The 25774-nt window shown below is 65.4% G+C and carries 22 protein-coding genes and 1 other RNA gene; 11 read left to right on the top strand and 12 right to left on the bottom strand.

All coding sequences use genetic code 11. The features are described 5' to 3' along the window. The first annotated feature begins 298 nt into the window (after positions 1–298). Positions 299–2152, top strand: coding sequence for a feruloyl-CoA synthase (locus AAE027_RS38325; protein WP_370990373.1), 1854 nt, complete (start codon positions 299–301; stop codon positions 2150–2152). A gap of 13 nt (positions 2153–2165) precedes the next feature. On the opposite strand, the gene AAE027_RS38320 is transcribed toward AAE027_RS38325, so the two are convergent. From AAE027_RS38320 to AAE027_RS38310, 3 genes are all read right to left on the bottom strand, one after another. Next, positions 2166–2801: a LysE family translocator gene (locus tag AAE027_RS38320; protein WP_370990372.1), complete on the bottom strand. Its 636-nt coding sequence runs from the start codon at positions 2799–2801 to the stop codon at positions 2166–2168. A gap of 236 nt (positions 2802–3037) precedes the next feature. Beyond that, positions 3038–6121 carry a DNA polymerase I gene (gene polA, locus AAE027_RS38315; RefSeq protein WP_370990371.1) on the bottom strand — a complete coding sequence of 1028 codons (3084 nt, stop codon included), beginning with the start codon at positions 6119–6121 and terminating at the stop codon, positions 3038–3040. 192 nt (positions 6122–6313) lie between these two features. Further along, positions 6314–7381, bottom strand: coding sequence for an acyltransferase family protein (locus AAE027_RS38310; RefSeq protein WP_370990370.1), 1068 nt, complete (start codon positions 7379–7381; stop codon positions 6314–6316). 195 nt (positions 7382–7576) lie between these two features. Between AAE027_RS38310 and AAE027_RS38305 the strand changes: the two genes are divergently transcribed. The 5 genes from AAE027_RS38305 (at position 7577) to AAE027_RS38285 (ending at position 14177) form a co-directional block, all read left to right on the top strand. Next, on the top strand, positions 7577–8893 hold the full coding sequence (locus tag AAE027_RS38305; protein ID WP_370990369.1) for a UDP-glucose dehydrogenase family protein: 1317 nt from the start codon (positions 7577–7579) through the stop codon (positions 8891–8893). A gap of 141 nt (positions 8894–9034) precedes the next feature. Beyond that, complete coding sequence (hrpB, locus tag AAE027_RS38300; protein ID WP_370990368.1) at positions 9035–11509, top strand: ATP-dependent helicase HrpB; 2475 nt, start codon at positions 9035–9037, stop codon at positions 11507–11509. A gap of 155 nt (positions 11510–11664) precedes the next feature. Beyond that, entirely contained in the window at positions 11665–12177 is a 513-nt protein-coding gene (locus AAE027_RS38295; protein WP_370990367.1) for a TIGR02281 family clan AA aspartic protease, read from the top strand. Between the two features lie 62 nt (positions 12178–12239). Continuing rightward, complete coding sequence (locus AAE027_RS38290; protein WP_370990366.1) at positions 12240–12536, top strand: nucleotidyltransferase family protein; 297 nt, start codon at positions 12240–12242, stop codon at positions 12534–12536. Between the two features lie 141 nt (positions 12537–12677). Further along, entirely contained in the window at positions 12678–14177 is a 1500-nt protein-coding gene (locus AAE027_RS38285) for a phosphomannomutase/phosphoglucomutase (protein WP_370990365.1), read from the top strand. Between the two features lie 151 nt (positions 14178–14328). On the opposite strand, the gene AAE027_RS38280 is transcribed toward AAE027_RS38285, so the two are convergent. The 9 genes from AAE027_RS38280 to AAE027_RS38240 all read right to left on the bottom strand — a co-directional run bounded on the left by AAE027_RS38280 (position 14329) and on the right by AAE027_RS38240 (position 21902). Next, positions 14329–14838 (bottom strand): Lrp/AsnC family transcriptional regulator, encoded by a 510-nt coding sequence (locus AAE027_RS38280; protein WP_008542650.1) that lies wholly within the window; start codon positions 14836–14838, stop codon positions 14329–14331. A 67-nt stretch (positions 14839–14905) separates the two neighbouring features. Continuing rightward, positions 14906–15859: a PfkB family carbohydrate kinase gene (locus AAE027_RS38275; RefSeq protein ID WP_370990364.1), complete on the bottom strand. Its 954-nt coding sequence runs from the start codon at positions 15857–15859 to the stop codon at positions 14906–14908. Positions 15860–15872: 13 nt separating this feature from the next. Further along, positions 15873–16817, bottom strand: coding sequence for an NAD(+) diphosphatase (nudC, locus tag AAE027_RS38270; RefSeq protein ID WP_370990363.1), 945 nt, complete (start codon positions 16815–16817; stop codon positions 15873–15875). 10 nt (positions 16818–16827) lie between these two features. Continuing rightward, positions 16828–17247 carry an HIT domain-containing protein gene (locus AAE027_RS38265; RefSeq protein ID WP_164939773.1) on the bottom strand — a complete coding sequence of 140 codons (420 nt, stop codon included), beginning with the start codon at positions 17245–17247 and terminating at the stop codon, positions 16828–16830. A 241-nt stretch (positions 17248–17488) separates the two neighbouring features. Further along, a complete protein-coding gene (locus AAE027_RS38260) occupies positions 17489–18616 on the bottom strand; it encodes a muconate cycloisomerase family protein (RefSeq protein WP_370990362.1) in 1128 nt (375 codons plus the stop codon). Further along, the gene (locus tag AAE027_RS38255; protein ID WP_370990409.1) at positions 18613–19368 is read right to left on the bottom strand and encodes an SDR family NAD(P)-dependent oxidoreductase; all 756 of its coding nucleotides are present in this window, start codon (positions 19366–19368) and stop codon (positions 18613–18615) included. The genes AAE027_RS38260 and AAE027_RS38255 overlap by 4 nt, the downstream gene beginning before the upstream one ends. After that, complete coding sequence (locus AAE027_RS38250; RefSeq protein WP_370990361.1) at positions 19368–20168, bottom strand: amino acid ABC transporter ATP-binding protein; 801 nt, start codon at positions 20166–20168, stop codon at positions 19368–19370. Before AAE027_RS38250 ends, AAE027_RS38255 begins: the two co-directional genes overlap by 1 nt. Further along, positions 20165–20827, bottom strand: coding sequence for an amino acid ABC transporter permease (locus AAE027_RS38245; protein ID WP_370990360.1), 663 nt, complete (start codon positions 20825–20827; stop codon positions 20165–20167). Before AAE027_RS38245 ends, AAE027_RS38250 begins: the two co-directional genes overlap by 4 nt. Positions 20828–21047: 220 nt before the next feature. Continuing rightward, positions 21048–21902: a transporter substrate-binding domain-containing protein gene (locus AAE027_RS38240; RefSeq protein WP_091887280.1), complete on the bottom strand. Its 855-nt coding sequence runs from the start codon at positions 21900–21902 to the stop codon at positions 21048–21050. Between the two features lie 184 nt (positions 21903–22086). Here AAE027_RS38240 and ffs point away from each other — a divergent pair. From ffs to AAE027_RS38215, 5 genes are all read left to right on the top strand, one after another. Continuing rightward, positions 22087–22183, top strand: an RNA gene (gene ffs / locus AAE027_RS38235) — signal recognition particle sRNA small type. A gap of 94 nt (positions 22184–22277) precedes the next feature. Continuing rightward, positions 22278–24119, top strand: a complete 1842-nt coding sequence (locus AAE027_RS38230) for a DNA polymerase III subunit gamma/tau (protein ID WP_370990359.1) — start codon at positions 22278–22280, stop codon at positions 24117–24119. 132 nt (positions 24120–24251) lie between these two features. After that, the gene (locus tag AAE027_RS38225; protein ID WP_061879603.1) at positions 24252–24572 is read left to right on the top strand and encodes a YbaB/EbfC family nucleoid-associated protein; all 321 of its coding nucleotides are present in this window, start codon (positions 24252–24254) and stop codon (positions 24570–24572) included. 1 nt (position 24573) lies between these two features. Further along, entirely contained in the window at positions 24574–25176 is a 603-nt protein-coding gene (gene recR / locus AAE027_RS38220) for a recombination mediator RecR (RefSeq protein WP_370990358.1), read from the top strand. A gap of 27 nt (positions 25177–25203) precedes the next feature. Continuing rightward, the gene (locus AAE027_RS38215; protein ID WP_091887287.1) at positions 25204–25638 is read left to right on the top strand and encodes a hypothetical protein; all 435 of its coding nucleotides are present in this window, start codon (positions 25204–25206) and stop codon (positions 25636–25638) included. Positions 25639–25774: the final 136 nt, after the last annotated feature.

Genomic DNA, 25774 nt, shown 5'->3' with positions numbered 1-25774 from the left:
TGTTGGCTTGGGCCCCCTGCGCCTCGCCCCGCGGGGGGGGCGGGGCCGGATCGCAGCGCGGGAGAGGGTCGGGGTGAGGGGGACTCTCCGCGAGTCCAACTGCCACCATCCTCGCGGAGACTCCCCCTCACCCCGACCCTCTCCCCGCAGGCGGGGAGAGGGAGAGGAGTCTAGCGCTCGCGGGCGCTGAAAGAAAGATTGTTGTTGACGACAACAATTGTGGTGCCCAACATTGTGGCCGAAGCAGCCCGGAACGAGGCTGTGGCCGATCCCGGATCCGGGGCGAGGAGGAAACCCGATGACAACCGCTTCACGCGGTGATGCTGCGAGCCTGTTCGCAACACCCAGAACCGTTGCCGAGCATCGCGCCGACGGCAGCATCGTGCTGCGCTCGCCCGAGCCGCTTGGCGAAAGCGCGCGCTGCACCGGCGACTGGCTTGAGCAATGGGCGCGGCAAACGCCTGATGCCATCTTTCTCGCCGAGCGCGGCAGCGCTGAAGCGCCCTGGACCACCGTCACCTATGCGCAGGCGCTGCGGCAGGTGCGGGCGGCAGCGTCCTGGATCCTGGCGCAGGGCCTCAGTGCCGAGCGCCCGCTCGCCATCCTCTCCGACAACAGCATCGACCATGCGCTGCTCGCGCTCGCCGCTCAGCATGTCGGCGTGCCCTCGGCGGCGATCTCGCCTGCCTATTCGCTGATGTCGAAAGATTTCGACAAGCTCAAGAGCATGATCGCGCTGCTCGAGCCAGGCGCGATCTATGTCTCCGCGATGAAGCCACTTGCGGCGGCGCTGGCTGCGATCAGGCCGCTGCACACGGCGCAGATCATCAGCGGCAATGCCGACGATGTCGACGCGCTGTCGTTCCGCACGATCGCGGCGACGCCCGAAACGGCCGACGTCGCAAAAGCCTTCGCCGCGGTGACGCCGGACACGATCGCAAAATTCCTGTTCACCTCGGGCTCGACCGGTACGCCCAAGGCGGTCGTCAACACCCAACGCATGCTGACCTCGAGCCAGCAGGCCAAGGCGCAGACCTGGACGTTCCTCGAACCGGGCCGCGGCGATCTCGTGATCCTCGATTGGCTGCCCTGGAGCCACACCTTCGGCGCCAATCACAATTTCAACCTCGTGCTGCGCAATGGCGGCTCGCTCTATATCGACGGCGGCAAACCGGCTCCGGGCCTGTTTGCGACCTCGCTCGCCAATCTGAAAAGCGTGATTCCGACGGTCTATTTCAACGTGCCACGCGGCTTCGACATGCTGATCGCGGCCCTCCGCGGCGACGAGGAGCTGCGCCGCCGCTTCTTCGGCGAGGTGAAGTTCGCGTTCTATGCCGGCGCCGCGCTGCCGCAGAATCTGTGGGATGCGCTGGAGCAGCTTTCCATCGAGACCGTCGGCCGTGCGTTGCCGATGGTCTCGGCCTGGGGCTCGACCGAAACTTCCCCGCTCGCGACCGATTGCCATTTCCTCGCACAACGCTCGGGCAATATCGGCGTGCCTATTCCCGGCACCGAGCTCAAGCTCGTCACTTCCGCTGACAAGCTGGAGGTGCGCGTGCGCGGTCCCAACGTCACGCCGGGCTATTGGAAGGCGCCGGAGCTGACGAAGCAGGCGTTCGACGAAGAAGGCTTCTATCTCATCGGCGACGCCGTGAAGTTTGCCGACGCAAAGCGGCCCGAGCGCGGCCTGTTCTTCGATGGTCGCGTCGCGGAAGATTTCAAGCTCAATTCCGGCACCTGGGTCAGCGTCGGCACGCTGCGCGTCGCCGGCATAGCCGCGCTGGCGCCGCTCGCGCAGGACATCGTCGTCACCGGCCATGGCGGCGATGAGGTGCGCTTCCTGGTGTTCCCGAATATCGCTGCCTGCCGCGCCCATGCCGGGCTGGACGAGACGGCAACTGTGAACGACGTGCTGGCACATGACAAGGTCAGGACCGCGATCGCGCAGGGTCTGGCACGGCTGAAACAGCAGAGCGGCAACTCCTCCGGCCATGCCACGCGCGCGCTACTGCTCGCCGAACCGCCGTCGGTCGACGACGGCGAGATCACCGACAAGGGCTACATCAACCAGCGTGCCGTGCTGATGCGCCGTGCCGATGCGGTGGCGCGGCTGAATGATGATGCGTCGGCGGAGTGGGTTGGCTGTGCTTGACCGGGCGCTCTCCTCACACCTTCTTCGCTTCCACCGCCATCCGCACCGCGAGCCCGGCCAGCACCGTGCCCATCAGCCAGCGCTGCACCAGCATCCAGCTCGGCCGGCTCGCCAGGAACAGCGCGATCGATCCGGCCGCGAGCGCGATCATCGCATTGACGCTGACGCTGATCGCGATCTGGATCGCCCCTAACACCACCGACTGTGTCAGCACGCTGCCGGCGGTGGGATCGATGAACTGCGGCAGCAGCGCCAGATACAGCATCGCGATCTTCGGGTTGAGCAGGTTGGTGACGAAGCCCATCGCGAACAATTTGCGCGGGCTGTCGATTGCGAGCTTCCTGACCTGAAACAGCGAGCGCCCGCCCGGCTTCACCGCCTGCCAGGCGAGCCATAGCAGATAGCCGGCGCCGGCGAAGCGCAGCGCGTCATAGGCGAAGGGAATGGCGAGCAGCAGCGCCGTGATGCCGAACGCCGCGCACAGCATGTAGAACACGAAGCCCAGCGCCACGCCGCCGAGCGAGACGATGCCCGCCGTCGGCCCCTGCGTGATCGAGCGCGAGATCAGGTAGATCATGTTCGGCCCGGGCGTGAGCACGATGCCGAGGCAGACGAGGGCAAAGCCGAGCAGGGCGGGGGTGTGGGGCATGGGGCGACCGGTGCGGGGACGCGATGGTTCTAATATGCGAGACGCGGTGGGGCCATCGCGCAATTGCACGGAGGACAATTAGGTTCTCGTGTCTCACCTCAACGTCGTCCCGGCGAAGGCCGGGACCCATACCCCCAGGGAGAAGTGCGGCGCGAGATCGTAGCGGGCAATCTTCGCCCAACCGCATCTCGTGGTAATGGGTCCCGGCCTTCGCCGGGACGACGCAAGAGGCGAGACTAATGCGCCTCGTCCCAGTTCGTCGCGGCACGCGCATCGACATGCAGCGGCACCGACAGCAGCACGGCCGGGAACGGGGCGTCCTGCATCACGTGCTGCACGACCGGCAGCGTCGCCTCGACCTCGGCGTCGGGCACCTCGAAGATCAATTCGTCATGCACCTGGAGCAGCATCTGCGCCGACAGCTTCTTCTTGGCCAGCGCATCCTCCACCCGCGTCATGGCGCGGCGGATGATGTCGGCGGCAGTGCCCTGGAGCCGGGCGTTGATCGCGGCGCGCTCGTTGAAGGCGCGCACCGAGGCGTTGGAGGCCTTGATGTCAGGGTAGTGGCATTTGCGGCCGAATAGCGTGGTGACGTAGCCGTGGTTGCGGCAGAAGTCGCGCGTCTCGTCCATATAGGCGCGGATGCCGGGGAAGCGCTCGAAGTATTTCTTGATGTAGGCCGAGGCCTCCTCGCGCGCGATGCCGAGCTGGTTGGCGAGGCCGAATGCGGAGATGCCGTAGATGATGCCGAAATTGATCGCTTTGGCGCGGCGACGGATTTCGCTGGGCATGCCCTTGATCGGCACGCCGAACATTTCGGACGCGGTCATGGCGTGAATGTCGAGCCCGTCGCGGAACGCCTGCTTCAGCACGGGAATGTCGGCGATCTCCGCCAGCAGCCGCAGCTCGATCTGCGAATAGTCGGCGGAGACCAGCTTGTGCCCGGGCGTCGCAACGAAGGCGCGGCGGATCTTGCGGCCGTCCTCGGTGCGCACCGGGATGTTCTGCAAGTTCGGCTCGTTCGACGACAGCCGGCCGGTCGTGGTCGCGGCCAGCGCGTAGGTGGTGTGGACGCGATGGGTCTGTGGATTGACGTAAGTCGGCAGCGCGTCGGTATAGGTCGATTTCAGCTTCGAGACCTGGCGCCACTCCAAAATCTTCTTCGGGAAGTCGTGGCCCTGCTCGGCGAGCTCATCGAGCACCTGCGCGGTGGTCGACCATGCGCCGGTTTTTGTCTTGCTGCCCCCTGGCAGTCCCATCTTGCCGAACAGGATGTCGCCGATCTGCTTGGGGCTGCCGACATTGACCGGCTCGCCTGCGATCTCCTGGATCTCGGCTTCGACCCGCGCCGCGGTCTGGGCGAATTCGCCCGACAACCGCGACAGCACCTGACGGTCGATCGAGATGCCGCGCCGCTCCATGCGTGCCAGCACGGATACCAGCGGCCGTTCCAGCGTCTCGTAGATGGTGGTCATGTGCTCGGCAACGAGGCGCGGCTTCAGCACGCGCCAGACGCGCAGGGCAATGTCGGCACCTTCCGCCGACAGCGGCGCGGCCTTGTCGATCGGCACCTGGTCGAAGGTGATCCTGCCCTTGCCGCTGCCGAGCAGCTCGTTCTCCTTCAGCATGGCATGGCCGAACCAGCGCTCGGACAGCGATTCGATCGCATGCGAGCCGCGGCCGGCGTCGAGCACGTAGGAGATCAGTTGCGCGTCGTCGATGTTGCGCAAAATGATGCCGTGCTGTGCCAGCATCACCGCGGTGAACTTGACGTCGAAGCCGATCTTGAGGATGCCTGACGATTCCAGCACCGGCCGCAGCGCTTGGATCGCGTCGTCGTGCTTGACCTGGTCGGGTGCCAGGCCCGCGTCGAACAGGCCGGCGCCGCCGCCGGATTGCTTGTGCGCCAGCGGCACGTAGCAGGCCTCGTTTGGCGCTACCGCCAGTGCGATGCCGCAGAGATCGGCCTGCATCGGATTGATGGAGTTCGCTCTCGTCTCGATCGCGACATGGCCGACGTCATGGATGCGGGCGATGAAGGCGTTGAGCTCATTAGGCGTCTTGATCGCCTGATACTTGCCGCGCTCGACTGGAAGCTTGCGCAGCACCTCTTCGCGCGCGGCGGCCAGCGAGATCGGCGCACCCTTCGGGCTCGCGGCCTTGTCCTCCTTGCTCGCCGATTTGTTACGCTCGCGCGGAGCAGCTTGCGCCGGCGTGCCGGTTCCCGGCGCGGGCACGACATCCGAGGGCGGCAGCGGCGAGAATACGCTGGCGCCCTTGGCATAGCCGGGATCGGCATCGACGTTGGCGGGATCGATCTGCGAATAGTCGGCGACGCGCCGCGTCAGCGTCGTGAATTCCATCGCCTTGAGGAAGGCGATCAGCTTGCGTGCATCCGGCTCGTGGACGGCGAGGTCATCGAGGGGAACCTCGAGCTCGACCTTGTCGTCGAGCAGCACGAGCTGCCGCGAGATCCGCGCCTTCTCTGCATTCTCGAGCAGCGCCTCGCGCCGCTTCGGCTGTTTGATCTCGCCGGCGCGGAACAACAATTGGTCGAGGTCGCCATATTCGGTAATCAGCTGTGCCGCGGTCTTGACGCCGATACCGGGCACGCCAGGCACGTTGTCGGTGGAATCGCCGGCGAGCGCCTGCACCTCCACCACCTTCTCCGGAGGCACGCCGAATTTCTCGATCACCTCGGGGATGCCGATGCGGCGGTCCTTCATGGTGTCGTACATGGTGACGCAATCGGTGACGAGCTGCATCAGGTCCTTATCGGAGGACACGATGGTCGTGCTCGCGCCGCGCTCGCAGGCCTGCCGCACATAGGTCGCGATCAGATCGTCCGCCTCGAACCCGACCTGTTCCAGGCAGGGCAGGTCGAAGGCGCGCACGGCCTCGCGGATCAGCGCGAATTGCGGGATCAGATCGTCAGGCGCCGGTGGCCGGTGCGCCTTGTACTCGGGATAGATCTTGTTGCGGAAAGTGATTTCCGACTTGTCGAAGATGATCGCCAGATGCGTCGGCCGGTTGTCCTCGGGCATGTCGCGCAACAGCTTCCACAGCATGTTGCAGAAGCCGAGCACGGCGTTGACCTGGAGGCCGTCGGACTTGCGGTTCAGCGGCGGCAGCGCGTGATAGGCGCGGAAGATGTAGGAGGAACCGTCGACCAGGAAGACATGGTCGCCCTTGCCGGCCGCCTTCGCCGCGACCGGCTTGGCAGCAGCGGATTTGCTCTCGGCGGCCGCCTTGGGCGCGGCAGCCTTGGTTTCAGCTTTGGCGGTGGTCTTCGGGGACGTTTTGGGTGCGGTTTTGGGCATGGTCGCAATGTATGAATTTTTGCGGGCTTTGACAGCCTTGGAAGGCGGATTTTTGGCTCGCTGGCGTCACTATCCCCACTGTCATTCCCCGCGAATGCGGGGAATCCAGTACGCCGCGGCCTATCGGTCGATGACGACTGTCTCTGGGATGCTGGGTCGCCCGGTCAAGCCGGGCGACGACAGCGATCTCGATTACTCCGCCGCCTGCAACATAGGCCCCGTTTTCTTCGGCGCGATCCAGAACGCGTCCGGCCGCTCGAACAGGAAGCCGGCATTGAGCCGCAGCGCGGTCTGCCAGATCGCGAGCGCCCCGAGCACGCCGAGAACCGTGACGACCAGCGACACCGTGCCGATATCGGCAATGATGCCGGTGCGCAGCAGCAGCGTCCGCGTCGCCGCCATCGGCAGGAAGAAGGCGAGATAGATCACGATCGAATGCTCGCCGCAGAAGCGGAGGCAGTTCAACCATTGCGCGCGCGCGAGCAGCGTGCCCATAGTGATGATGGCGCAGGCGCCGGCGAAGCCGAGCACGAGCGAGACGATCTTCCATTCGCTGGCGCCGAATGTGACCAGCCCGGCATTGACCAGTGCCCAGGTCGCGAGCACTGCAAGCGCAAGGACCGTATGCTTCCGTGCGCGATCCGACAGGGCGAACACGTAAGGCGCGAACAGATAGCCTGAATAGAAATAAACGAAACGCGCGCAGAACTCGTCGATGACGGTCCAGCCGGTCGTGACGCGCGCCGTCTCCAGCGCGGCGGCGACGAGCCAGATCGCGAGCGGCGGGATTTTGCGTGTCAGTTTTGTGACGACGAAGAAGATCGGCAGCAGATAGATGAACCACAGCGTGCCGAACGGCTCGATGAAGGATTCGAGGTACAACAGGCCAACCTCGCGCCAGCTCGTTTCCGCCGCGAAGGCCGGCGCCTTGAAGCCGAATTGGATTGTCACCCAGACGACATAGAAATAGGCGAAATGCACCACCTTGCGGTCGAGATAGGTTCGCCAGTCCCGGTCGATCACCAGGGACAGGAACAGACCCGAAATCAGGAAGAAATCCGGCATCCGGAACGGCTTTGCGAAGGCCACGGCGACATGCATGAAGCCGGTCTGTCCGGCGGCGAGTTCGACCCCGAGGACCGAATGCATCATCACGACCATGACGATGCAGATGCCCTTGGCGTAGTCGACCCAGTCGACACGCGCGGCGGAAGGGGCGTTGGAACGCCCGCCCGCAGCGATTGTGCCTGATCGTGCCATGATGTCCCTTTTTGAGGCGTGTTCCGCCAGTCCCTGTCCGTCAGCGGGGCAGTGTGGCGCGTTGCGGTTTCAGACTTCTTTACCGGTTCAATTTCCGTACCGCTTTTTTGCATGCGCCACTGTTCCCTCCCCTCAGGAAAATGCTAAACCGCAACGCGTCGGGGCTTCATTAACCAATCTAAAACAGGGATTTTCATGCGCATCGCGATGATCGGCACGGGCTATGTGGGACTGGTGTCCGGGGCCTGCTTTGCGGATTTCGGTCACGACGTCACCTGCGTCGACAAGGACGAGAAGAAGATCGCTGGCCTTCATCGCGGCGAAATCCCGATTTACGAGCCCGGGCTGGACGAGCTGGTGGCGAACAATGTGAAAGCTAAGCGGCTGGATTTCACCACCGACCTGTCCAAGCCGGTCGCGGAGGCCGATGCCGTCTTCATCGCGGTCGGCACGCCCTCGCGCCGCGGCGACGGGCACGCCGATTTGTCCTATGTCTACGCCGCCGCCCGTGAGATCGCGCAATCGCTCACCGGCTTCACCGTCGTGGTGACGAAGTCGACCGTGCCGGTCGGCACCGGCGACGAGGTCGAGCGCATCATCCGCGAGACCAATCCGTCAGCCGATGTCGTCGTCGCCTCCAACCCCGAATTCCTGCGCGAAGGCGCCGCGATCCGCGACTTCAAATTCCCCGACCGCATCGTGGTCGGCACCTCCGACGAGCGCGGCCGCAAGGTGATGGGCGACATCTATCGTCCGTTGTCGCTGAACCAGGCGCCGCTGATGTTCACGGCGCGCCGCACTGCCGAGATGATCAAATACGCCGCCAACGCGTTCCTGGCGACCAAGATCACCTTCATCAACGAGATCGCCGATCTCTCGGAAAAAGCCGGCGCCAACGTCCAGGAGGTCGCGCGCGGCATTGGCCTCGACAACCGCATCGGCACCAAATTCCTGCATGCGGGTCCCGGCTTCGGTGGCTCGTGCTTCCCGAAGGACACCAAGGCGCTGATCAAGATCGCGCAGGACTACGACGTATCCCTGCGCATCGTCGAATCCGTGCTCGCCGTCAACGAGAACCGCAAGCGCGCGATGGCGCGGAAAGTGAGCCAGGCGCTCGGCGGCTCGCTGCGCGGCAAGACCATCGCGGTGCTCGGCCTCACCTTCAAGCCCGATACCGACGACATGCGCGATGCGCCGTCGATCCCGCTGGTGACCGGCCTGATCGACATGGGCGCAAACGTGAAGGCGTTCGATCCCGTCGGCATGGAGCAGGCCAAGAGCGAGCTGCCCAACATCACCTATTGCGAGGATGCCTACACCTGCGCGCAAGGTGCCGATGCGCTCGTCATCGTCACCGAATGGGTGCAGTTCCGCGCGCTCGATCTCGGCCGGCTGAAGGCGACCATGGCAAAGCCCGTCGTCGTCGATCTCCGCAACGTCTACCGGCCCGAGGACATGGAAGCCGCCGGCTTCGTCTACGAGAGCATCGGCCGCCCGTCGGTGCAGGGCTGATAGCTACACAAGATTGTCATACCCCGCGAAGGCGGGGTATCCAGTAGCCCGTGACCTTCGTAATAATTGGGATCCGAGTTACTGGATCGCCGGCCCCAGTACGCAATTGCGCACAGGGCAGACGATGACGGACCGAGACTTTTGCCCCGCAGCTTCGACACGCCCCTTCCGATCGATGCCGTGCTCGACGATTTGTCGGGCACGCTGGAAGCGCACAACGCGGCCGTGCTGGTGGCGCCGCCGGGCGCCGGCAAGACCACGCGGGTGCCGTTGGCGCTGTTGGATGCGCCCTGGGCCACGGGTAAGAAGATCATCGTGCTGGAGCCGCGCCGCATCGCGGCGCGCGCCAGTGCCGATCGCATGGCAAAATCGCTCGGCGAGCGTACTGGCGAGACCGTCGGCTATCGCGTCCGCTTCGGCTCCAAGATCTCGCGCGCGACGCGCATCGAAGTGGTGACCGAAGGCATTTTCACCCGCCAGATCCTCGACGATCCCGAACTCTCCGGCATCGCTGCCGTTCTGTTCGACGAATTCCACGAGCGTTCGCTCGATGCCGACATGGGGTTGGCGCTGGCGCGCGACGCGCAAACCGGCCTGCGCGAGGATCTCCGCATCCTCGTGATGTCGGCCACCCTCGATGGCGCGCGCGTGGCAAGATTGCTCGGCGAGGCGCCCGTCGTCGAGAGCGAGGGCCGCGCCTTTCCGGTCGAGACGCGCTATCTCGGCCGCAAGGCGGATGCGCCGGTGGAGCGGCAGATGGCGGATGCGATCGCATCGGCGTTGCGCGCCGATAGCGGCTCGGTGCTGGCGTTCCTCCCCGGCGCCGCCGAGATCCGCCGTACCCAGAACTTCCTCGGCGAACGCGTCCACGACGCTTCCATCGAGATCGTGCCGCTGTTCGGCGCGCTCGATGCTGCCGTGCAGGACCGCGCCATCGCGCCGGCGCCCAAGGGCACGCGCAAGGTGGTGCTGGCGACATCGATCGCCGAGACCTCGCTCACCATCGAAGGCGTGCGTATCGTCGTCGATTCCGGTCTTGCCCGCGTGCCGCGCTACGAGCCCGACATCGGGCTGACCCGGCTCGAGACCGTGCGCGCCTCGCGCGCGGCGGTGGACCAGCGCCGCGGCCGCGCCGGCCGCACCGAGCCTGGTGTCTGCTATAGGCTCTGGGACGAGCCACAGACTGTGTCGCTCGCGCCTTACACCCAGCCGGAAATCCTCAGCGCCGATCTGTCGTCGCTGGTGCTCGATCTCGCGCAATGGGGCGTCGCCGATCCCACTGCGCTGTCGTTCCTCGATCCGCCGCCGCAGCCGGCCTGGAAGGAAGCCAAGAGCCTGCTTGCCGAGCTTAACGCCCTCAATGGAGACGGCCGCATCACCGCGGAGGGCAAGAGCCTGCGCGCGCTAGCCCTGCCGCCGCGCCTAGCGCGCATGATCGTGGATTCGCATCGTGCAGGCAGCGGCGAGGCTGCTGCCGAGATCGCGGCCATCATCACCGAGCGTGGGCTCGGCGGCGACAGCGTCGATCTCGAGCACAGGCGCGACCAGTTCCGCCGCGATCGCTCCCCGCGCGCGGCGAGCGCGCGTGACCTGGCGCGGCGCTGGGCCTCGCAAGTGGCGGCCTCGGAGAAGGCGGCAGAGCAGGAGGATCTCTCGAGCGGCCTGATGCTCGCCTATGCCTTTCCGGACCGCGTCGCGCGCAACCGCGGCAATGGCAGTTTCGTGCTGGCCAATGGCCGCGGTGCTTCCGTCGAGCAGACCTCCTCGCTCGCCCGCGCGCCCTACATCGCGATCGGCGAAATGACGGGAACGGCGGCGAGCGGACGCATCCTGCTCGCTGCGCAAATCACGCAGGACGAGATCGAGCGGCATTTCGCCGAGCATATCGAGAGTGCCGACGAGATCTCGTTCGATCGTGGCGCGATGGCGTTGCGGGCGCGGCGCAAGCGAGCGCTGCATGCGATCACGCTCGCCGAGGCGACGCTTGCCGTGTCGCCCTCGGAGGATACCGCGCGCATCTTCGCGGATGGCCTGATCGCCGCGGGCCTCGACCGGCTGCCCTGGTCGAAGGCCGCCAAGCAGTGGCGCGACCGCGTGATGTTCCTGCGCAAGGCCGAGGGCGACAGCTGGCCGGATCTCTCCGACGACGGACTGATCGCGCGCCGCGACGACTGGCTGGTCCCCGCGCTCTACGACAAGATCGCGCTGAAGGACATCTCCGCCGGCGATCTCTCCGACGCGCTGATGGCGCTGCTGCCGTGGGAGATGCGTGCGCGCCTCGACCGCGAGGCGCCGACGCATTTCGAGGCGCCGACCGGAAGCATGCTCGCGATCGACTACGAAGCCGAGCAGGGGCCAACCATCGCGGTGCGGCTCCAGGAATTGTTCGGCCTCAACACCCATCCCTCGATCGCCGCCGGCAAGGTGCCGCTGGTGCTGGAATTGCTGTCGCCGGCGCAGCGCCCGGTACAGGTGACGCGCGATCTCCCCGGCTTCTGGCGCGGCAGCTACAGCGCGGTACGCTCCGATCTGCGCGGCCGTTATCCGCGTCATCCCTGGCCGGACGATCCGGCCAGTGCGCTGCCGACCCGGCGAGCGAAGCCGCGGGGGACGTGACTGCCTCGCCCCGCTCTTGCGGGGAGAGGTTCAAGCGACCGCATTAACCATCCGCTCATCCTTTTCGTCAAAATGACACGAGCCCCGGCGTGCCTTCGCTCGCGGACAGGCGCGCCGCGTGGTGAAATCGAGCTTTCCGGCTCGGAAGTGGTGTGATGCGTAACATAGTGATCTTCGCGGCCGTCATGATCGGCCTTGGCACCTTCATGGCCCAGATGGCGGACAAGATGAGCTCCGCCTCCGCCACCTCGGTGCCGCGCACGACGGTGGCAGTCGCCTCCACCGCGCCCGCCGGCGGCCGCAGCCTGGCCATTTCCCGCGACGGTCGCGGTCATTTCCAGGCCGAGGGCCGGATCGAGGGCCAGCGCATCGGCTTCATGGTCGACACCGGCGCCTCCGTGGTCGCGCTGAACGAGACCTCGGCCGCCCGCTTTGGCCTGCGTCCCTCGCGCAGCGAGTACAACGCCACCGTCTCGACCGCCAACGGCACCGTCAAGGCCGCGCGCACCCGCATCGCCATGTTAGAGGTCGGCGGCCTTATCGTGCGTGACGTCGATGCCATGGTGCTGCCGGACGCAGCGCTGTCGGAGAACCTGCTCGGCCTCTCGTTCCTGTCTCGCCTGAAGCGCTTCGAATACGCCAATGGCCAGATGGTGCTGGAGCAGTAAGTTCGCTTTAACAGCCCGAGGAGGGCCTCCCGCCGGGGCAGGCGGAGTGCTATATTCCATCCATGAACGGCCCCGATGCGATAGCGATTCTGCGACAGTTCGAGCCTGCCCTGCGCGAGCGGGGCGTTTTGCATGCCGCGTTGTTCGGCTCCGTGGCGAGGGGCGAAAATCATTCCGGCAGCGATGTCGATATCATGGTCGAGATCGATCCGGAGGCCCGGATCACGGTGTTCGATTACGTCGAGCTCAAGGAATATATTGCCAAGCTCTTTGATGAACCCGTTGACGTCGTCAACCGCGACGGTCTGAAATCATACGTCGCTCCCGCCGCAACGGCCGACGCTGTCTATGCCTTCTGATCGCATCCTCTCCGCGGGCCCTTCTTCGTTACCAAACTGCCGCAATTATCGGCCATAAGCCTTCATTCCCGCCTTCCGCTGCGGCCCGGCATTCGCTAAGGCTGCAGCAAATCCTGCCTCCCTTTTCACGAGACCATCTTAATGTTCCCGAAGCCGAAATCCGTATTGTTGCCCAACACCTATGCCTTCGAATCCGAGCCGATGGTGAAGCCGACGGGCTTTCGCGAGTATGACGCGCGCTGGTTGTTCCAAAAGGAAATCAACCTGATGGGCGTGCAGGCGCTCGGCATGGGGCTGGGCGCGTTGATCGCCGAGCTCGGCGTCAAGCAGGAGATCGTCACCGGCCACGATTTCCGCGGCTATTCGGCCTCGATCAAATACGCGCTGATCTCCGGCCTGATGGCGGCCGGCTGCAAGGTGCACGACATCGGGCTTGCGGTGACGCCGATGGCCTATTTCGCGCAGTTCGATCTCGACGTGCCCTGCGTCGCGATGGTGACGGCCTCGCACAACGACAATGGCTGGACCGGCGTGAAGATGGGCGCCAATCGCCCGCTGACTTTCGGCCCCGACGAGATGGCGCGGCTCAAGGAGATCGTTCTGGGCGCCGAGTTCAAGAACAAGGCCGGCGGCTCCTATCAATTCCACGAAAATTATCCGGCGCGTTACATCGCCGATCTCACCTCTCGTCCGAAGCTGACGCGCAAGCTGAAGGTCGTCGCAGCCTGCGGCAACGGCACCGCCGGCGCGTTCGCGCCGCAGGTGCTGGAGGCGATCGGCTGCGAGGTGATCCCGCTCGACACCGAGCTCGACCACACCTTCCCGAAATACAATCCGAACCCTGAGGACATGGAGATGCTGCACGCGATCCGCGACGCGGTGCTGCATCACAAGGCCGATGTCGGCCTCGGCTTCGACGGCGACGGCGACCGCTGCGGCGTCGTCGACAACACCGGCGAGGAGATCTTCGCCGACAAGGTCGGCGTGATGCTGGCGCGCGACATGTCGGCGATCCACAAGGAGGCGCAGTTCGTCGTCGACGTGAAGTCGACCGGCCTGTTTGTCACCGATCCCGTGCTGCAGAAGCAGGGCGCGAAGGTTGCCTATTGGAAGACCGGTCATTCCTACATGAAGCGCCGCACCAACGAGATGGGCGCGCTGGCGGGCTTCGAGAAGTCGGGTCACTTCTTCTTCAACAAGCCGTTCGGCCGCGGCTATGACGACGGCCTGGTCTCGGCGATCGCGATCTGCGACATGCTCGACCGCGCGCCGGGCAAGTCGATGGCGGACCTGAAGAACGCGCTGCCGAAGACCTGGTCGTCGCCGACCATGTCGCCGCACTGCGCCGACGAGGTCAAATACGGCGTCATCGACAAGGTGGTGAAGCACTTCGAAGGCTTGCAGGCGAAGGGCGCCAAGATCGGCGGTCAGTCGATCCGCGATCTCGTCACCGTCAACGGCGTGCGCGTCACGGTCGAAGACGGCAGCTGGGGCCTGATGCGCGCCTCCTCCAACAAGCCCGAGCTCGTCGTCGTGGTCGAGAGCCCGGTCTCGGAGCAGCGCATGCACGACATGTTTGAGATGGTGAACAGCGTGCTGCGCACCCATCCCGAAGTCGGCGAGTACAATCAGAAGATTTGAGGTGTAGCTGCAAGTCGCCACACGCACCGCTGTCATGCCCCGCGCAGGCGGGACATCCAGTACGCCGCAGCTTCTCGATTCGATCGCAGGCGTCGCGGACTACTGGATCGCCCGGTCAAGCCGGGCGATGACAGCGTCTGTGTGGCGCGACCTAAGCCGCCACCACCGCCGGGATCGGCAGCGCGGTGACCGACTTGATCTTCTCCATCGCGAAGCGCGAGGTGACGTTCTTCAGCGGCACGGCGCTGATCAGCTTCTTGTAGAACACGTCATAGGCCTGCATGTCCGCCACCACGACGCGCAGCATGTAGTCGACGTCGCCGGCCATGCGATAGAACTCCATCACCTCCGGCATGGCGCTGACGGCTTCGGCGAACCGCTTCAGCCAGGCGTCGGAATGGTCGGAACTCTCCACCGAGACGAACACGGAGATGCCGAGCCCGATCTTGTTCTGGTCGACGAGGGCGACGCGCTTGATGATCACGCCGTCGGCCTCAAGCCGCTGGATGCGCTTCCAGCAGGGGGTCGAGGACAGGCCGACGCGGTCGCCGATCTCGGCGACAGAGAGGGAGGCATCCTCCTGGAGGACCATCAGGATCTTGCGGTCGATGGCATCGAGGCGGCGGCTGGTCTCGGGGATCTGGACGGCAAGGTCGGTCATTTGAAGAACTTTGTTCCATTTCAGGGGCAGATTTCCCTGATATAGAGAAAATCATTCTATAGCAAGTCTATAATGTTGGCGGCCGGCCGGGCACCGCCGCCGGCTGCTCGCTCAAAAACTCTTCAACTTCAACGCGTTGTGGGGCGGCTAGGCCACCACCATGACGGCCGCATTTCAGCGCTGCGGCGGCCGCGGCGAATCGCAGCGCCTGCCGCGCCCCCTTGCCCTCGGCGAAGCGAAGCGCGAAGGCGCCATGGAAGACGTCGCCGGCGCCGAGCGTATCGACCGCCTGGATCGGGAAGGCTGGCGTCTCCTCCAGCTCGCCCACCTCGTTCAGCCAGATCGTGCCGCGGGGGCCGCGGGTGGCGGCGAGGAAGGCCGGCGTCAGCCCGGCCAGGCGCTTCAAGGCCTCGCCATCGTCGGCGATGCCGGCTGTCTCCTGCGCCTGTTCGCTGGCGAACAGCAGATGCGAGCCAGCCGTGAGCAAGCCGTCCTGCAACGACATCGCGCGGTCGACGCCGACGATGACGGCAATGCCGCGCCGGCGCGCCTCAGTGCAGAGCGAGGTCGCGAACGAAGCGCAGCGGCTTTCGACGAGGACCGCGCGGCAATCGGCGAGCAATTCGTCCGCGTCCGCCAGCTTCACGGTCCACAAAGCGGGATCACGATAGATCGCGAGGGTCCGCTCGCCGGAGGGCTCGATCATGATCGCCGAGACCGGCGTGGCCAGGCCCGGCATGCGCACGATCTGCGTGGTTTCGATGCCCTCCTGCGCCATCCGTTCGAGGATGAAGCTGCTCGACGTCTCGCCGGCATCGCCCATCGGTCCGGCGAACGCGACGCGGCCGCCGAGACGGGCGATGGCGATCGCGGCATTGAGCGCGTTGCCGCCGCAGATCTCCGCAAGATGGCTCGCGTTGGCCTTGCTGCCGCGTTCGGGCACGGCCTCGACGCGAAAGGTGAGGTCTCGCACGGGAATGCCGATGCAGAGGATGCGCGGCGCGAGTCCCGCTGCGGTCATCGGCGCTCTCAGCTCAAGCGCCGCTTCTATCGTGCACCCAGCGGCCGAGCAGATGATGGGCGATTGCAAACGGATGCGGGCCGGCGAGCCCGTCCGGATGCGTCCGCGTCAACATCAGCGCCGCCTCCTCGCGCGTGAACCAGCGCGCGTCTTCCAGCTCCATGCGATCGACGACGATGTCCTCGTTCAGTGCCCGCGCGCTGCATCCGATCATCAGCGACGACGGATAGGGCCAGGGCTGGGTCATGTAATACTGCACGTCGGTGCAGCGGATCCCGGACTCCTCCAGGATCTCGCGGCGCACCGCGTCCTCGATGGTCTCGGCGGCCTCGACGAAGCCGGCGAGGCAGGAATACATGCCGGGCGGAAACTGTTTCTGGCGGCCGAGCAGGCATTTGTCGCCGGAAGCGACCAGCATGATCACGACGGGATCCGTGCGTGGAAAATGCTCGGCCTTGCAGGCGGGGCAGTCGCGTTTCCAGCCGCCTTCCTTCATGCTGGTGCGTGCGCCGCAATTGGCGCAATAGCCATGGCGCTGATGCCAGCCCACCATCGACTTCGCCATCGCGATCGCCGACAGCTCCTGCGGCGGGACCGCGCCCTGCATCGCCATGCCGCGCAGCTCGGTCACGGTGTAGTCGTCGCGGCCGACCAGTTTCTCGGCCGCCGCCTGCGACATTCCCATGCCGAACATTGCCGCGCCGTCACGCAGCCCCAAGAAGACCGTGCCGGGATTAGCGCCGCATTTCAGCGCCTCGTCGATTCCCAGCAGCGCCCGCACCTTGTCGCCCTCGCGCTTCACCAGCAGCGAGTCGCGATAGACGACATAGGCGCGCGATGACGGTTTCTGCTCCATCGCGAACAGCTTTTCGTCGTCGCGGCGCAGATGCGCGGCGCGGTCGAGGACGTTGGTGACGAAGGCCGGCTGTCCCAGCGGAAACGCGTCGAATGCTGACATTATAATTCTTTCAACCCAACCAGATCTTGCGGCGGAGCGCGCTGATGAAATTCTGCACTTCAGTGGCGTCGTGCGCCAGCGGCGGCATCACGCCCCACACCGGCCGCGGCCAGGCCGCATCACTGGTCCGGCGCGCGATGACGTGAACGTGAAGCTGCGGCACGAGATTGCCCAGGGCTGCGATGTTGAGCTTGTCGCATTTGGTGATCTCCTTCAGCGCGCGCGAGACGCGGGAGATCTCGGTCATCAACTGCGCCTGTTGCACCTCGTCGAGATCGATGATCTCGACCGCGTCAGGCCGCCGCGGCACCAGCAGCAGCCAGGGATAATGCGCGTCCTTGATGACCAGCACCTTCGACAGCGGCAAATCGCCGATGTCGATGGTGTCCTCTTTCAGGCGGGAGTGCAGCGACCAGGCGGGTTCGGGCATATGCGTTTCCGGATAGCCGGGGGGCGGGCGTGTTGGGGGCGACCATACGATAGGGAATTAGCGAGGGAAAGGTTGGGGCTCCGCAGGGGCCTCATGCACCGTTGTCGTCCTGGACAAGCGAAGCGCAGATCCAGGACCCATTACCCCAGGAAGTAGTTTGGCGAAGATTTGTGGTGACCAGCTCGGACCACAACTGCTCCCTGGGGTAATGGGTCCTGGCTTTCGCCAGGACGACAGCGAGTTACGCCTCCGCAATCACCCGCGCATTGGCGCGGATCGACGCCTCGCTCACACGAATCCCGAGGCCGGGGCCGTCGGGCACCACGACATGGCCGCCGCGGTTGGCGATGCGCTCCTCCAGCACGTCCTCGGTCAGCACGTGATGCGGCATGTAGAACTCGCAGCCGAGCGAGATGCCCGGCGTCGCCGCGATCAGCTGCGTGCCGGCGGCGAGCCCAATGCCGCCTTCCCACAACGTGCCGCCATAGCCGGGCATGCCGGCGATGTCGGCGATTGCCATGATCGCCTGCGCCTCGAACAGGCTGCCGGCCTTCATCAGCTTGATCGAGACGGCATCGGCTGCCTCGCGGCACACCACCTCCATCATGTCGCGGCGATCGAAACAGCTTTCGTCGGCGAGCACGGGCGTTTCCAGCGCCGCGGTGAGCTGTGCCATCACGTCGAGAAACTTGCGCGGCACCGGCTGCTCGATGAAGGTTGGCGCAAACTCTTCGACATCGCGCAAAATCTTGATGGCGCCGAACGGCGCCAGGGCTTGGTTGTAGTCGACGCGCAGATCGACCTTGTCGCCGAATTCTTTCCGGATCACCTCGAGGTGGTCGAGGTCCTCGCGATGCGGCTTCACGCCGGTCTTGACCTTGTAGATGACATTGCCGTCCGGAACCATGTTTCGCATGCGGTCGAGATCGGCGGCGAAATCCGGATCGGCGATCGAGAAGGAGAGGGGAATCGTGTCGCGCACCCGGCCGCCGAGGAGGTCGGCGACCGACAAGCCGGACGACTTGCCGACGATGTCGAGCAGCGCCATCTCGATGGCGACCTTGGCCTCGGCATGTCCGACCAGCGCACGGTCGAGCTCCGCCATCAGCGCGCGGATACGGCGCACCGGCTTGCCGAGCACGATCGGCCTTAAGTAAATGTCGAGCGCTGAGAACGCCGCTTCCGGCGTTCCCGTGAACACCTCCCACGGCGCCGCCTCGCCCCAGCCGATCACGCCGTCGCTCGCGGTGAGCTCGATCAGCACGCGCTTCACCGTGCCCTTGACGTTGCCGACGCCCTGGAGGCGCGCCATCTTGATCGGGCTCTCGATCAGGAACAGCCTGAGACGTTCGATGGTCGCTTCGGTCATGTCAGGCCTCCATTGACGTGCCAGACCTGGCCGGTGACGTAGGACGCCTTCGGTGATGCCAGGAAGGCGATGATCTCGGCGACTTCCTCCGGCCGTCCGCGGCGGCGCATCGGGATCAGCGCCTCGGTCGCAGCGATCTGCTCGGGCGACAGCCGGCTCTCGCTCGGCTTGTCCTTGACGATGAGGCCCGGCGCAACCGCATTGACGGTGATGCCGTCGCTCGCGAGCTCGACCGCGGTCAGCCGCACCAGCGCTTCCAGTGCGGAGCGGCTCGCGGCAGTCGCGGCAAAGGGCGCGAATTCGGGACGGATCGCGTGCGCGACGAATGAGGAGACTGCCACGATCCTTGCGTCTCGTCCTGCACGCAGCAGCGGCAGCGCCGCCTCGACCATTCGCGTGAACGCCAGTGCAGATTCGTCCATCGCCTGTCGGAACTGGCCCGCAGGCGTGCCGATCGCGCTGCCGCGGCGGGCGTGGCCACCGACCAGGATCAATCCATCGAGTCGGCCAAAGGCGGCTTGCGCGGCGGCGACGGCATCGGTGGCTGCCGCCTCCTCGGCAAGATCGCCGAGACACTTTGCTACGACAGCGCCCTTCACTTCGGCGTCCGCCGCGGTGGCGTCGAGGCCTTCTGCATTCGCGCGCGTGTGCAGCAGAAGCCCAACGCCAGGCGCGGCGAGCAGTTTTGCGGTGGCGCGGCCGATGCCGCTGGCGGCACCGGTGACGAGATAGACGCGTTCGATATCAGGCATCATGGTGTCGCGTTGGCCGGCGGCAGTGCGCCGGTGCGGTGGAAATGGCTGAGGAAGGCGCGCGTCGCGGCTTCCCTGGGATTGTCGATCACCTGCCGTGCCGGGCCTTCCTCGACGACGATTCCGTCGCGCATGAAGATGAGGCGGTCGGCGACCTCGCGGGCAAAGGCGATCTCGTGGGTCACGATCACCATGGTCATGCCTTCCGATGCCAGCCGCTGCATCACGTTCAAGACCTCGCCGACGAGCTCGGGATCGAGCGCCGAGGTGGCCTCATCAAACAGCATGACATCAGGCTCCATCGCGAGCGCACGCGCGATCGCGACGCGCTGCTTCTGCCCGCCGGAGAGCGTTGCCGGATATTGATCGGCCTTCTCGGCAAGCCCGACCTTGGCGAGCTGCGCCCGCGCGAGCTTCTCGGCGTCCGCCTTGGTCATCCGCCGCACCGTGACCGGCCCCTCCATCACGTTCTGGAGCGTGGTCATGTGCGGGAACAGGTTGAAATGCTGGAACACCATGCCGGTGGTGGCGCGGAATCTGGCCAGCGTCTTCACGTCGGGCAGCTTCGAACCGTCGCCGAACGAAAAGCGCGTGTCCCCGACTCGCACGCTGCCACCATCGGGCACGACGAGGAGATTGATGCAGCGGAGCAGCGTCGATTTGCCCGAGCCGGACGGTCCGATCAGCGCTATGACGCCGCCTTTGGCGACGTCGAGATTGATGTTCTTCAGGACCTCGTTGCTGCCAAAGCTCTTGCGCAAGGCCCGGATCTCGATCTTCGTGGTGTTCTTCTCGCTCATTCGCTGACCGCCAATCGCTTCTCGCCGCGCCGGACGAGGATGGTCAGGGGAATCAGGATCGCCGCATAGGCGACCGCGACCGCGGTGTAGGTCTCCAGCGGCCGGTAGCTGTCATGGGCGGCGACCTGGCTCTGATAGACGAGGTCGGGCACGGCCAGCACCGAGACCAGCGAGGTGTTCTTGAACTGGATGATCGACTGGTTCATCAGCGCCGGGATCATGCGCTTGATCGCCTGCGGCAGCACGATGCGACGCATGGTCTGGATCGGCGTCATGCCGAGCGCGGCGCCGGCTTCGGACTGGCCGCTGTCGATCGAGACGATACCGCCGCGGATGATCTCCGAATAGAACGAGCCGCCATACAGCGAGAGCGCCAGCGCCGAGGCGGTGATCGGCGTCATCTCGACGCCGGCGAGGATCGGCAGCGCGTAATAGAACCAGATCAGCTGCACCAGGATCGGCGTGCAGCGGAACGCCTCGATGAAGGCGAGCGCGGCAAGACGCAGCGCCCTGAAGCGCGACAGGCTGCCGAACGCGCCAAGCAGGCCGAACAGCAGCCCGCAGACGACGATGACCACGGTGAAGCCGACGGTGACGCCGAGCCCGTTGAGAAAGAGCCAGCGATAGCCCCAGAGGATGCCGAAGTCCCACTGATACATATTCGCTTGGACCTCAGTCGGGAAATGGCTTGGAAAGTTCGAGCCGCGCGCTCGCTGCACCTCTCCCGCTTGCGGGAGAGGTCGGCGCGAAGCGCCGGGTGAGGGCTCCATCCTCTTGGGGAGTCTCCCTAGCGGAGACACCCTCACCCCGACCCTCTCCCGCAGGCGGGAGAGGGGGCAGAGCGGAGTGCGCGGAGCGAGCCAGCCCTGAACCCATCGCTTACAGCGACACGCCCGGCGGAATGTCCGCCTCCGTCACGCCCACCAGCTCCATGTTGGTGATGATCGCGTTGCGGATGAAGCCGAGGCCCTTGTTGAAGTCGATCCAGGTGTTGACGTAATCGCGCCAGGTCTTGTCGGTCTCGCGGCGGAAGCCGGCATTCGAGGTGGTGGCGAAGATCGGCGTCGGCAGCACGAGCTGGCCGAGCGAGGGATTCTTCTTCAGCACGGTCAGCGACAGCATGGTGATCAGGCACTGCGCGTCGACGCGGCCGGTCTGGAGCGCCGCGGTGGCATCGTCCGCGGTCTTCAGCCGCGTGATCTGCGCCTTCGGCGTCAGGCGGCTGACGACCTGGTCGTGCGAGGAGCCCTGGTCGACTGCGATCTTGATGTCGGGCGAGTTCAGCTCGGCCCAGCTCTTCGGCTTGAAGTCCTTCTTGCAGAGGATGGCGAAGGCGTTGTTGAAGACCGGCACCGAGAAGTCCACTACCAGCGCGCGCTTCGGGGTCGGATTGAGGCCGAAGAAGATGTCGATCTTGTTGGCCTGCAGATCGAGCACCGAATTGCCCCAGGTGGTTTCGGTGATCTCGAGCTCGGCCTCCATGTCGTCCGCGAGCCCCTTGGCAATGTCGATGTAAAAACCCTTCCACTGGCCGGAGGCGAGGTCCTTCATGTAGTAGGGCGCGCCGCCGCCGACCGCGCCGATCCGCAGCTTCTTGGTCCGGCGGATGCGGGCGAAGGTCGATTCGTTCGGATCGGCCGCCTGGGCCACGGCCGGGGAGGCCAGCGCCCCCGCGGCCGCTGCACCAATGGCGCCAAGTCCGACAATCGATGCAACATCACGACGTGTAACCATTGGGATCAATCGCTTTTCTGGTTGGATGGAGTTCCGCCAAGCGTTCTTAGCAAGGTGGTCCCAGCAGCGAAAGCACAGCCTATCGGCTGGGCAGATCTGGAATTGCCCGGATGCTGGGCAAACTCAACCGGTTCAAGCCGATACCCGCTTGCTTTCCGCTCCCTTTGGCCCCAAATAGGGACCGGGAGATTGGCGGTGGACGAGCCACTCGCCAACCGGGTCAGGTCCGGAAGGAAGCAGCCCTAACGAGGTCTGGATCGGGTCGCTCGTCAGTCTCCTACCTGTTTTTTCGAGCGAATTGCGCCGGCGGGCCTCCCGCTGGCGCGCTCCTTTCCGCAAAAGCCGGCCGAGAGAGATTTCATTGCGGATCGACCGATGACCGACGCTGGCGCCCCTCCCAATCCCGACAGCGCCAGCCAGGCTGGCTTCGCACTCGGCGCCGAGCCGGGCACGCCCTATCGGGTGCTGGCGCGGAAATACCGCCCTTCCTCTTTCGATGATCTGATCGGCCAGGAGGCCGTGGTCCGCACCGTCTCCAACGCGTTCGAGACCGGGCGCATCCCGCAGGCCTGGATCCTCACCGGCGTCCGCGGGGTCGGCAAGACCACCACTGCGCGTATTCTGGCCCGTGCGCTCAACTATGAGATGCCGGATGGTTCGGTGAAGGGCCCGACCATCCACATGCCGGCGCTGGGGGTGCACTGCCAGGCGATCATGGAAAGCCGGCACATGGACGTGCTGGAGATGGACGCCGCCTCGCATACCGGCGTCGACGACGTCCGCCAAATCAATGACAGCGTGCGCTACGCACCCGCCAGCGCCCGCTACAAGGTCTACATCATCGACGAAGTCCACATGCTGTCGACGGCGGCGTTCAACGCCTTCCTGAAGACGCTGGAGGAGCCGCCGGAGCACGCCAAGTTCGTGTTCGCCACGACAGAGATTCGCAAGGTTCCAGTCACGGTGCTGTCGCGTTGCCAGCGCTTTGACCTGCGCCGCGTCGAGGCCGACGTGCTGATGAAGCACCTCGCCAACATCGCGGCCAGGGAAAGCGTCGAGATCGAGCCGGAGGCGCTCGGCATCATCGCGCGCGCCGCCGAAGGCTCGGTGCGCGATTCCCTGTCGCTGCTCGACCAGGCGATCGCGCATGCGGCGGGGCAGGTGAAGGCCGATGCCGTCAGGCAGATGCTGGGCCTCGCTGATCGCACCCGCGTCATCGATCTCTTCGATTCGCTGGCGCGCGGCGACATCGCGGCCGCCTTCAGGGAGTTCCGCGACCAGTACGACGTCGGCGCCGATCCCATCGTCGTGCTCTCGGACCTCGCCGAATTCGTCAATTTCGTCACCCGCGTGAAGATAGTGCCGGCAACCGCCGACAACGTCGCCTATGGCGAGACCGAGCGGGTCCGCGCGAAGGATTTCGCCTCAAAAATCTCGATGCGCGTGCTGTCGCGGATGTGGCAGATGCTGCTCAAGGGCATCACCGAGGTGCAGGCCGCGACGCGTCCCGCCGCGGCCGCCGAAATGGTGCTGGTGCGCATCGCCTATGTCGCCGACCTGCCGACGCCGGACGAAGCGATCAGGATGCTGGAGCAGAACGGCGGCGGCTCACCGGTCGTGAGCGGCGGCAGTGCCGCGCGCAGCGCGCCTTCGGCGCCGGTAGCTTCCACGGCCCCGGTTCGCATGCCGACATCCTCACCGTCCTCGTTCGGCGGTGGCGCTGCCCGGCCGCAGATGGCGGCGCCGGTGCCGGATCCGCAAGGCGCAGCGCCGGTGCTGCGCGTCACCAGTTTCACCCAGCTCGTCGCGCTGGCGGGGCAGAAGCGCGACCTCCTGACCAAGGGCGCGCTCGAAGGCGACATGCGCCTCGTCCGCTTCGAGGAGGGCCGGCTGGAAGTCGCGCTCGAGCCCAACGCCTCCAAGACCATGATCTCCGAGCTCGCGAAGAAGTTCGAGCTATGGACCGGGCGGCGCTGGACCGTGATCGTCTCCAACGAACAGGGCCAGCCGACGCTGCGCTCGGTGAACCAGGCCGCGAAGCAGGAGCATGCGCGCACCGCCGAGGCCGACCCGCGCGTGCAGGAGGTGCTGTCGCGTTTCCCCGGAGCGAAGGTCGTCGAAGTCCGCAGGCTTGCCCCCGAGACGCCGGAAACCAATATTAACTCGGACTATGGCAGTGACGATCCGCTAGAGGGTTCCGACGGCGACGATCTCTAGCGCATGATCCGGACCGAAGGGCCGCGTAGCGAAAAGTGCGAAGCGGTTTTCCGATAAGATCATGCGCAAACAATATGCTAAGGCGCGATGATGATTCATAGCGCCTTAGCCTCTTTCAAGGACACGCGAGCTATGGCTGATTTTCTCGGCATGATGAAGCAGGCGGCGCAGCTGCAATCCAAGATGCAGGAGATGCAGGACCAGCTCGCCAACGTCGAGGTCGAAGGCATCTCCGGCGGCGGCCTCGTCGCCGTGCGCATGACTGCGAAGATGGACGTGAAGGGCATCAAGATCGATCCATCGCTGATGAAGGCGGAAGAGCGCGAGGTGCTGGAAGACCTGCTCGTCACCGCACTCAGTGATGCCCGCCGCAAGGCGGAGACTGCGATGCAGGAGAAGATGCAGGCCCTCACCGGCGGGCTCGGCCTGCCGCCGGGGCTGTTCGGCCAGTAAGATGGGCGCTGTTGCAGGTCCTGAAATCGAGCGGCTGGTCCAGCTGCTCGCGCGGCTGCCGGGCCTTGGCCCGCGCTCGGCGCGACGCGCGGCGCTGCATCTGATCAAGAAGCGCGAGGCGCTGATGATGCCGCTGTCGTCGGCATTGCAGGTCGCGCTCGACAAGGTCGAGGTGTGCAAGACCTGCGGCAACATCGACACGCAAAATCCCTGCACCGTCTGCATCGATCCGAAGCGCGATCCCTCCATCATCGTCGTCGTCGCCGACGTCGCCGATCTCTGGGCGCTGGAGCGCGCCAATGCCACCCAGGGGCGCTATCATGTGCTCGGCGCGACATTGTCGCCGCTCGACGGCGTCGGCCCGCAGGACCTCACCATCGACGCGCTGGTGGCGCGCGCGCATGATTCGCAGGTGCAGGAGATCATCCTGGCGCTGAATGCGACGGTGGACGGCCAGACCACCGCGCACTACATCACCGACCTGCTTCAGGACGCCAATGTGAAGGTGACGCGGCTCGCCCATGGTGTTCCTGTCGGCGGCGAGCTTGATTATCTCGATGAAGGTACGCTATCGGCTGCGATGCGGCAGCGCACCCTGTTCTAGCCATCCAGACTTTACGGAACGGACGACATGACGAAACTTTTCGCCACACGATTGGCTTTGGTCGCGACGATGATGGTGCTGGTGAGCCCGGCCATCTCCGCGCAGCAGGGCGACGAGACGCCGCCGCCGTCCAAGCCCGGCAAGCCGATCAACACCGGCGACGTGCTCTCCGGCGAGCTGAATGCGATGAAGGTGCGCGATGCCAAGAACGGCAAGCGCGTTGCGACTTACCAGATTACGTCCGAGCCGCGCCGCCTGCCGCCGCCGAACGGGCTGTGCAACCTCGAGACCGGCCCCGAAACCTTCCAGCTCGTCACCTCCAGCGATGCGCAGGCGACGCAGTTGAAATCGTTCGTCGGCAAGGAGATCTCGGTCAAGGTCGACGAGATCGCCTGCGCCAGCGATGCCGGCCAGATGAGCGAGGCCGTGATCACGAAGTGGAGCTTGATCAAGAAGCAGTAGGGGGCGGGCGACGCCTTCTCCGTCGTCATTGCGAGGAGCCCTTGCGACGAAGCAATCCAGACTGTCTCCGCGGAAGGATTTTTGATCTTCCCCCAAAAAAGTGGACAGCGTTCAAGCCGATTTTAGCTCCATCTCG

Origin of the sequence: Bradyrhizobium sp. DN3, assembly GCF_041357655.1 — a bacterium.
In the GTDB taxonomy this organism is placed as follows: Bacteria; Pseudomonadota; Alphaproteobacteria; order Rhizobiales; family Xanthobacteraceae; genus Bradyrhizobium.
This window is presented reverse-complemented; position numbering and strand designations above follow the sequence as displayed.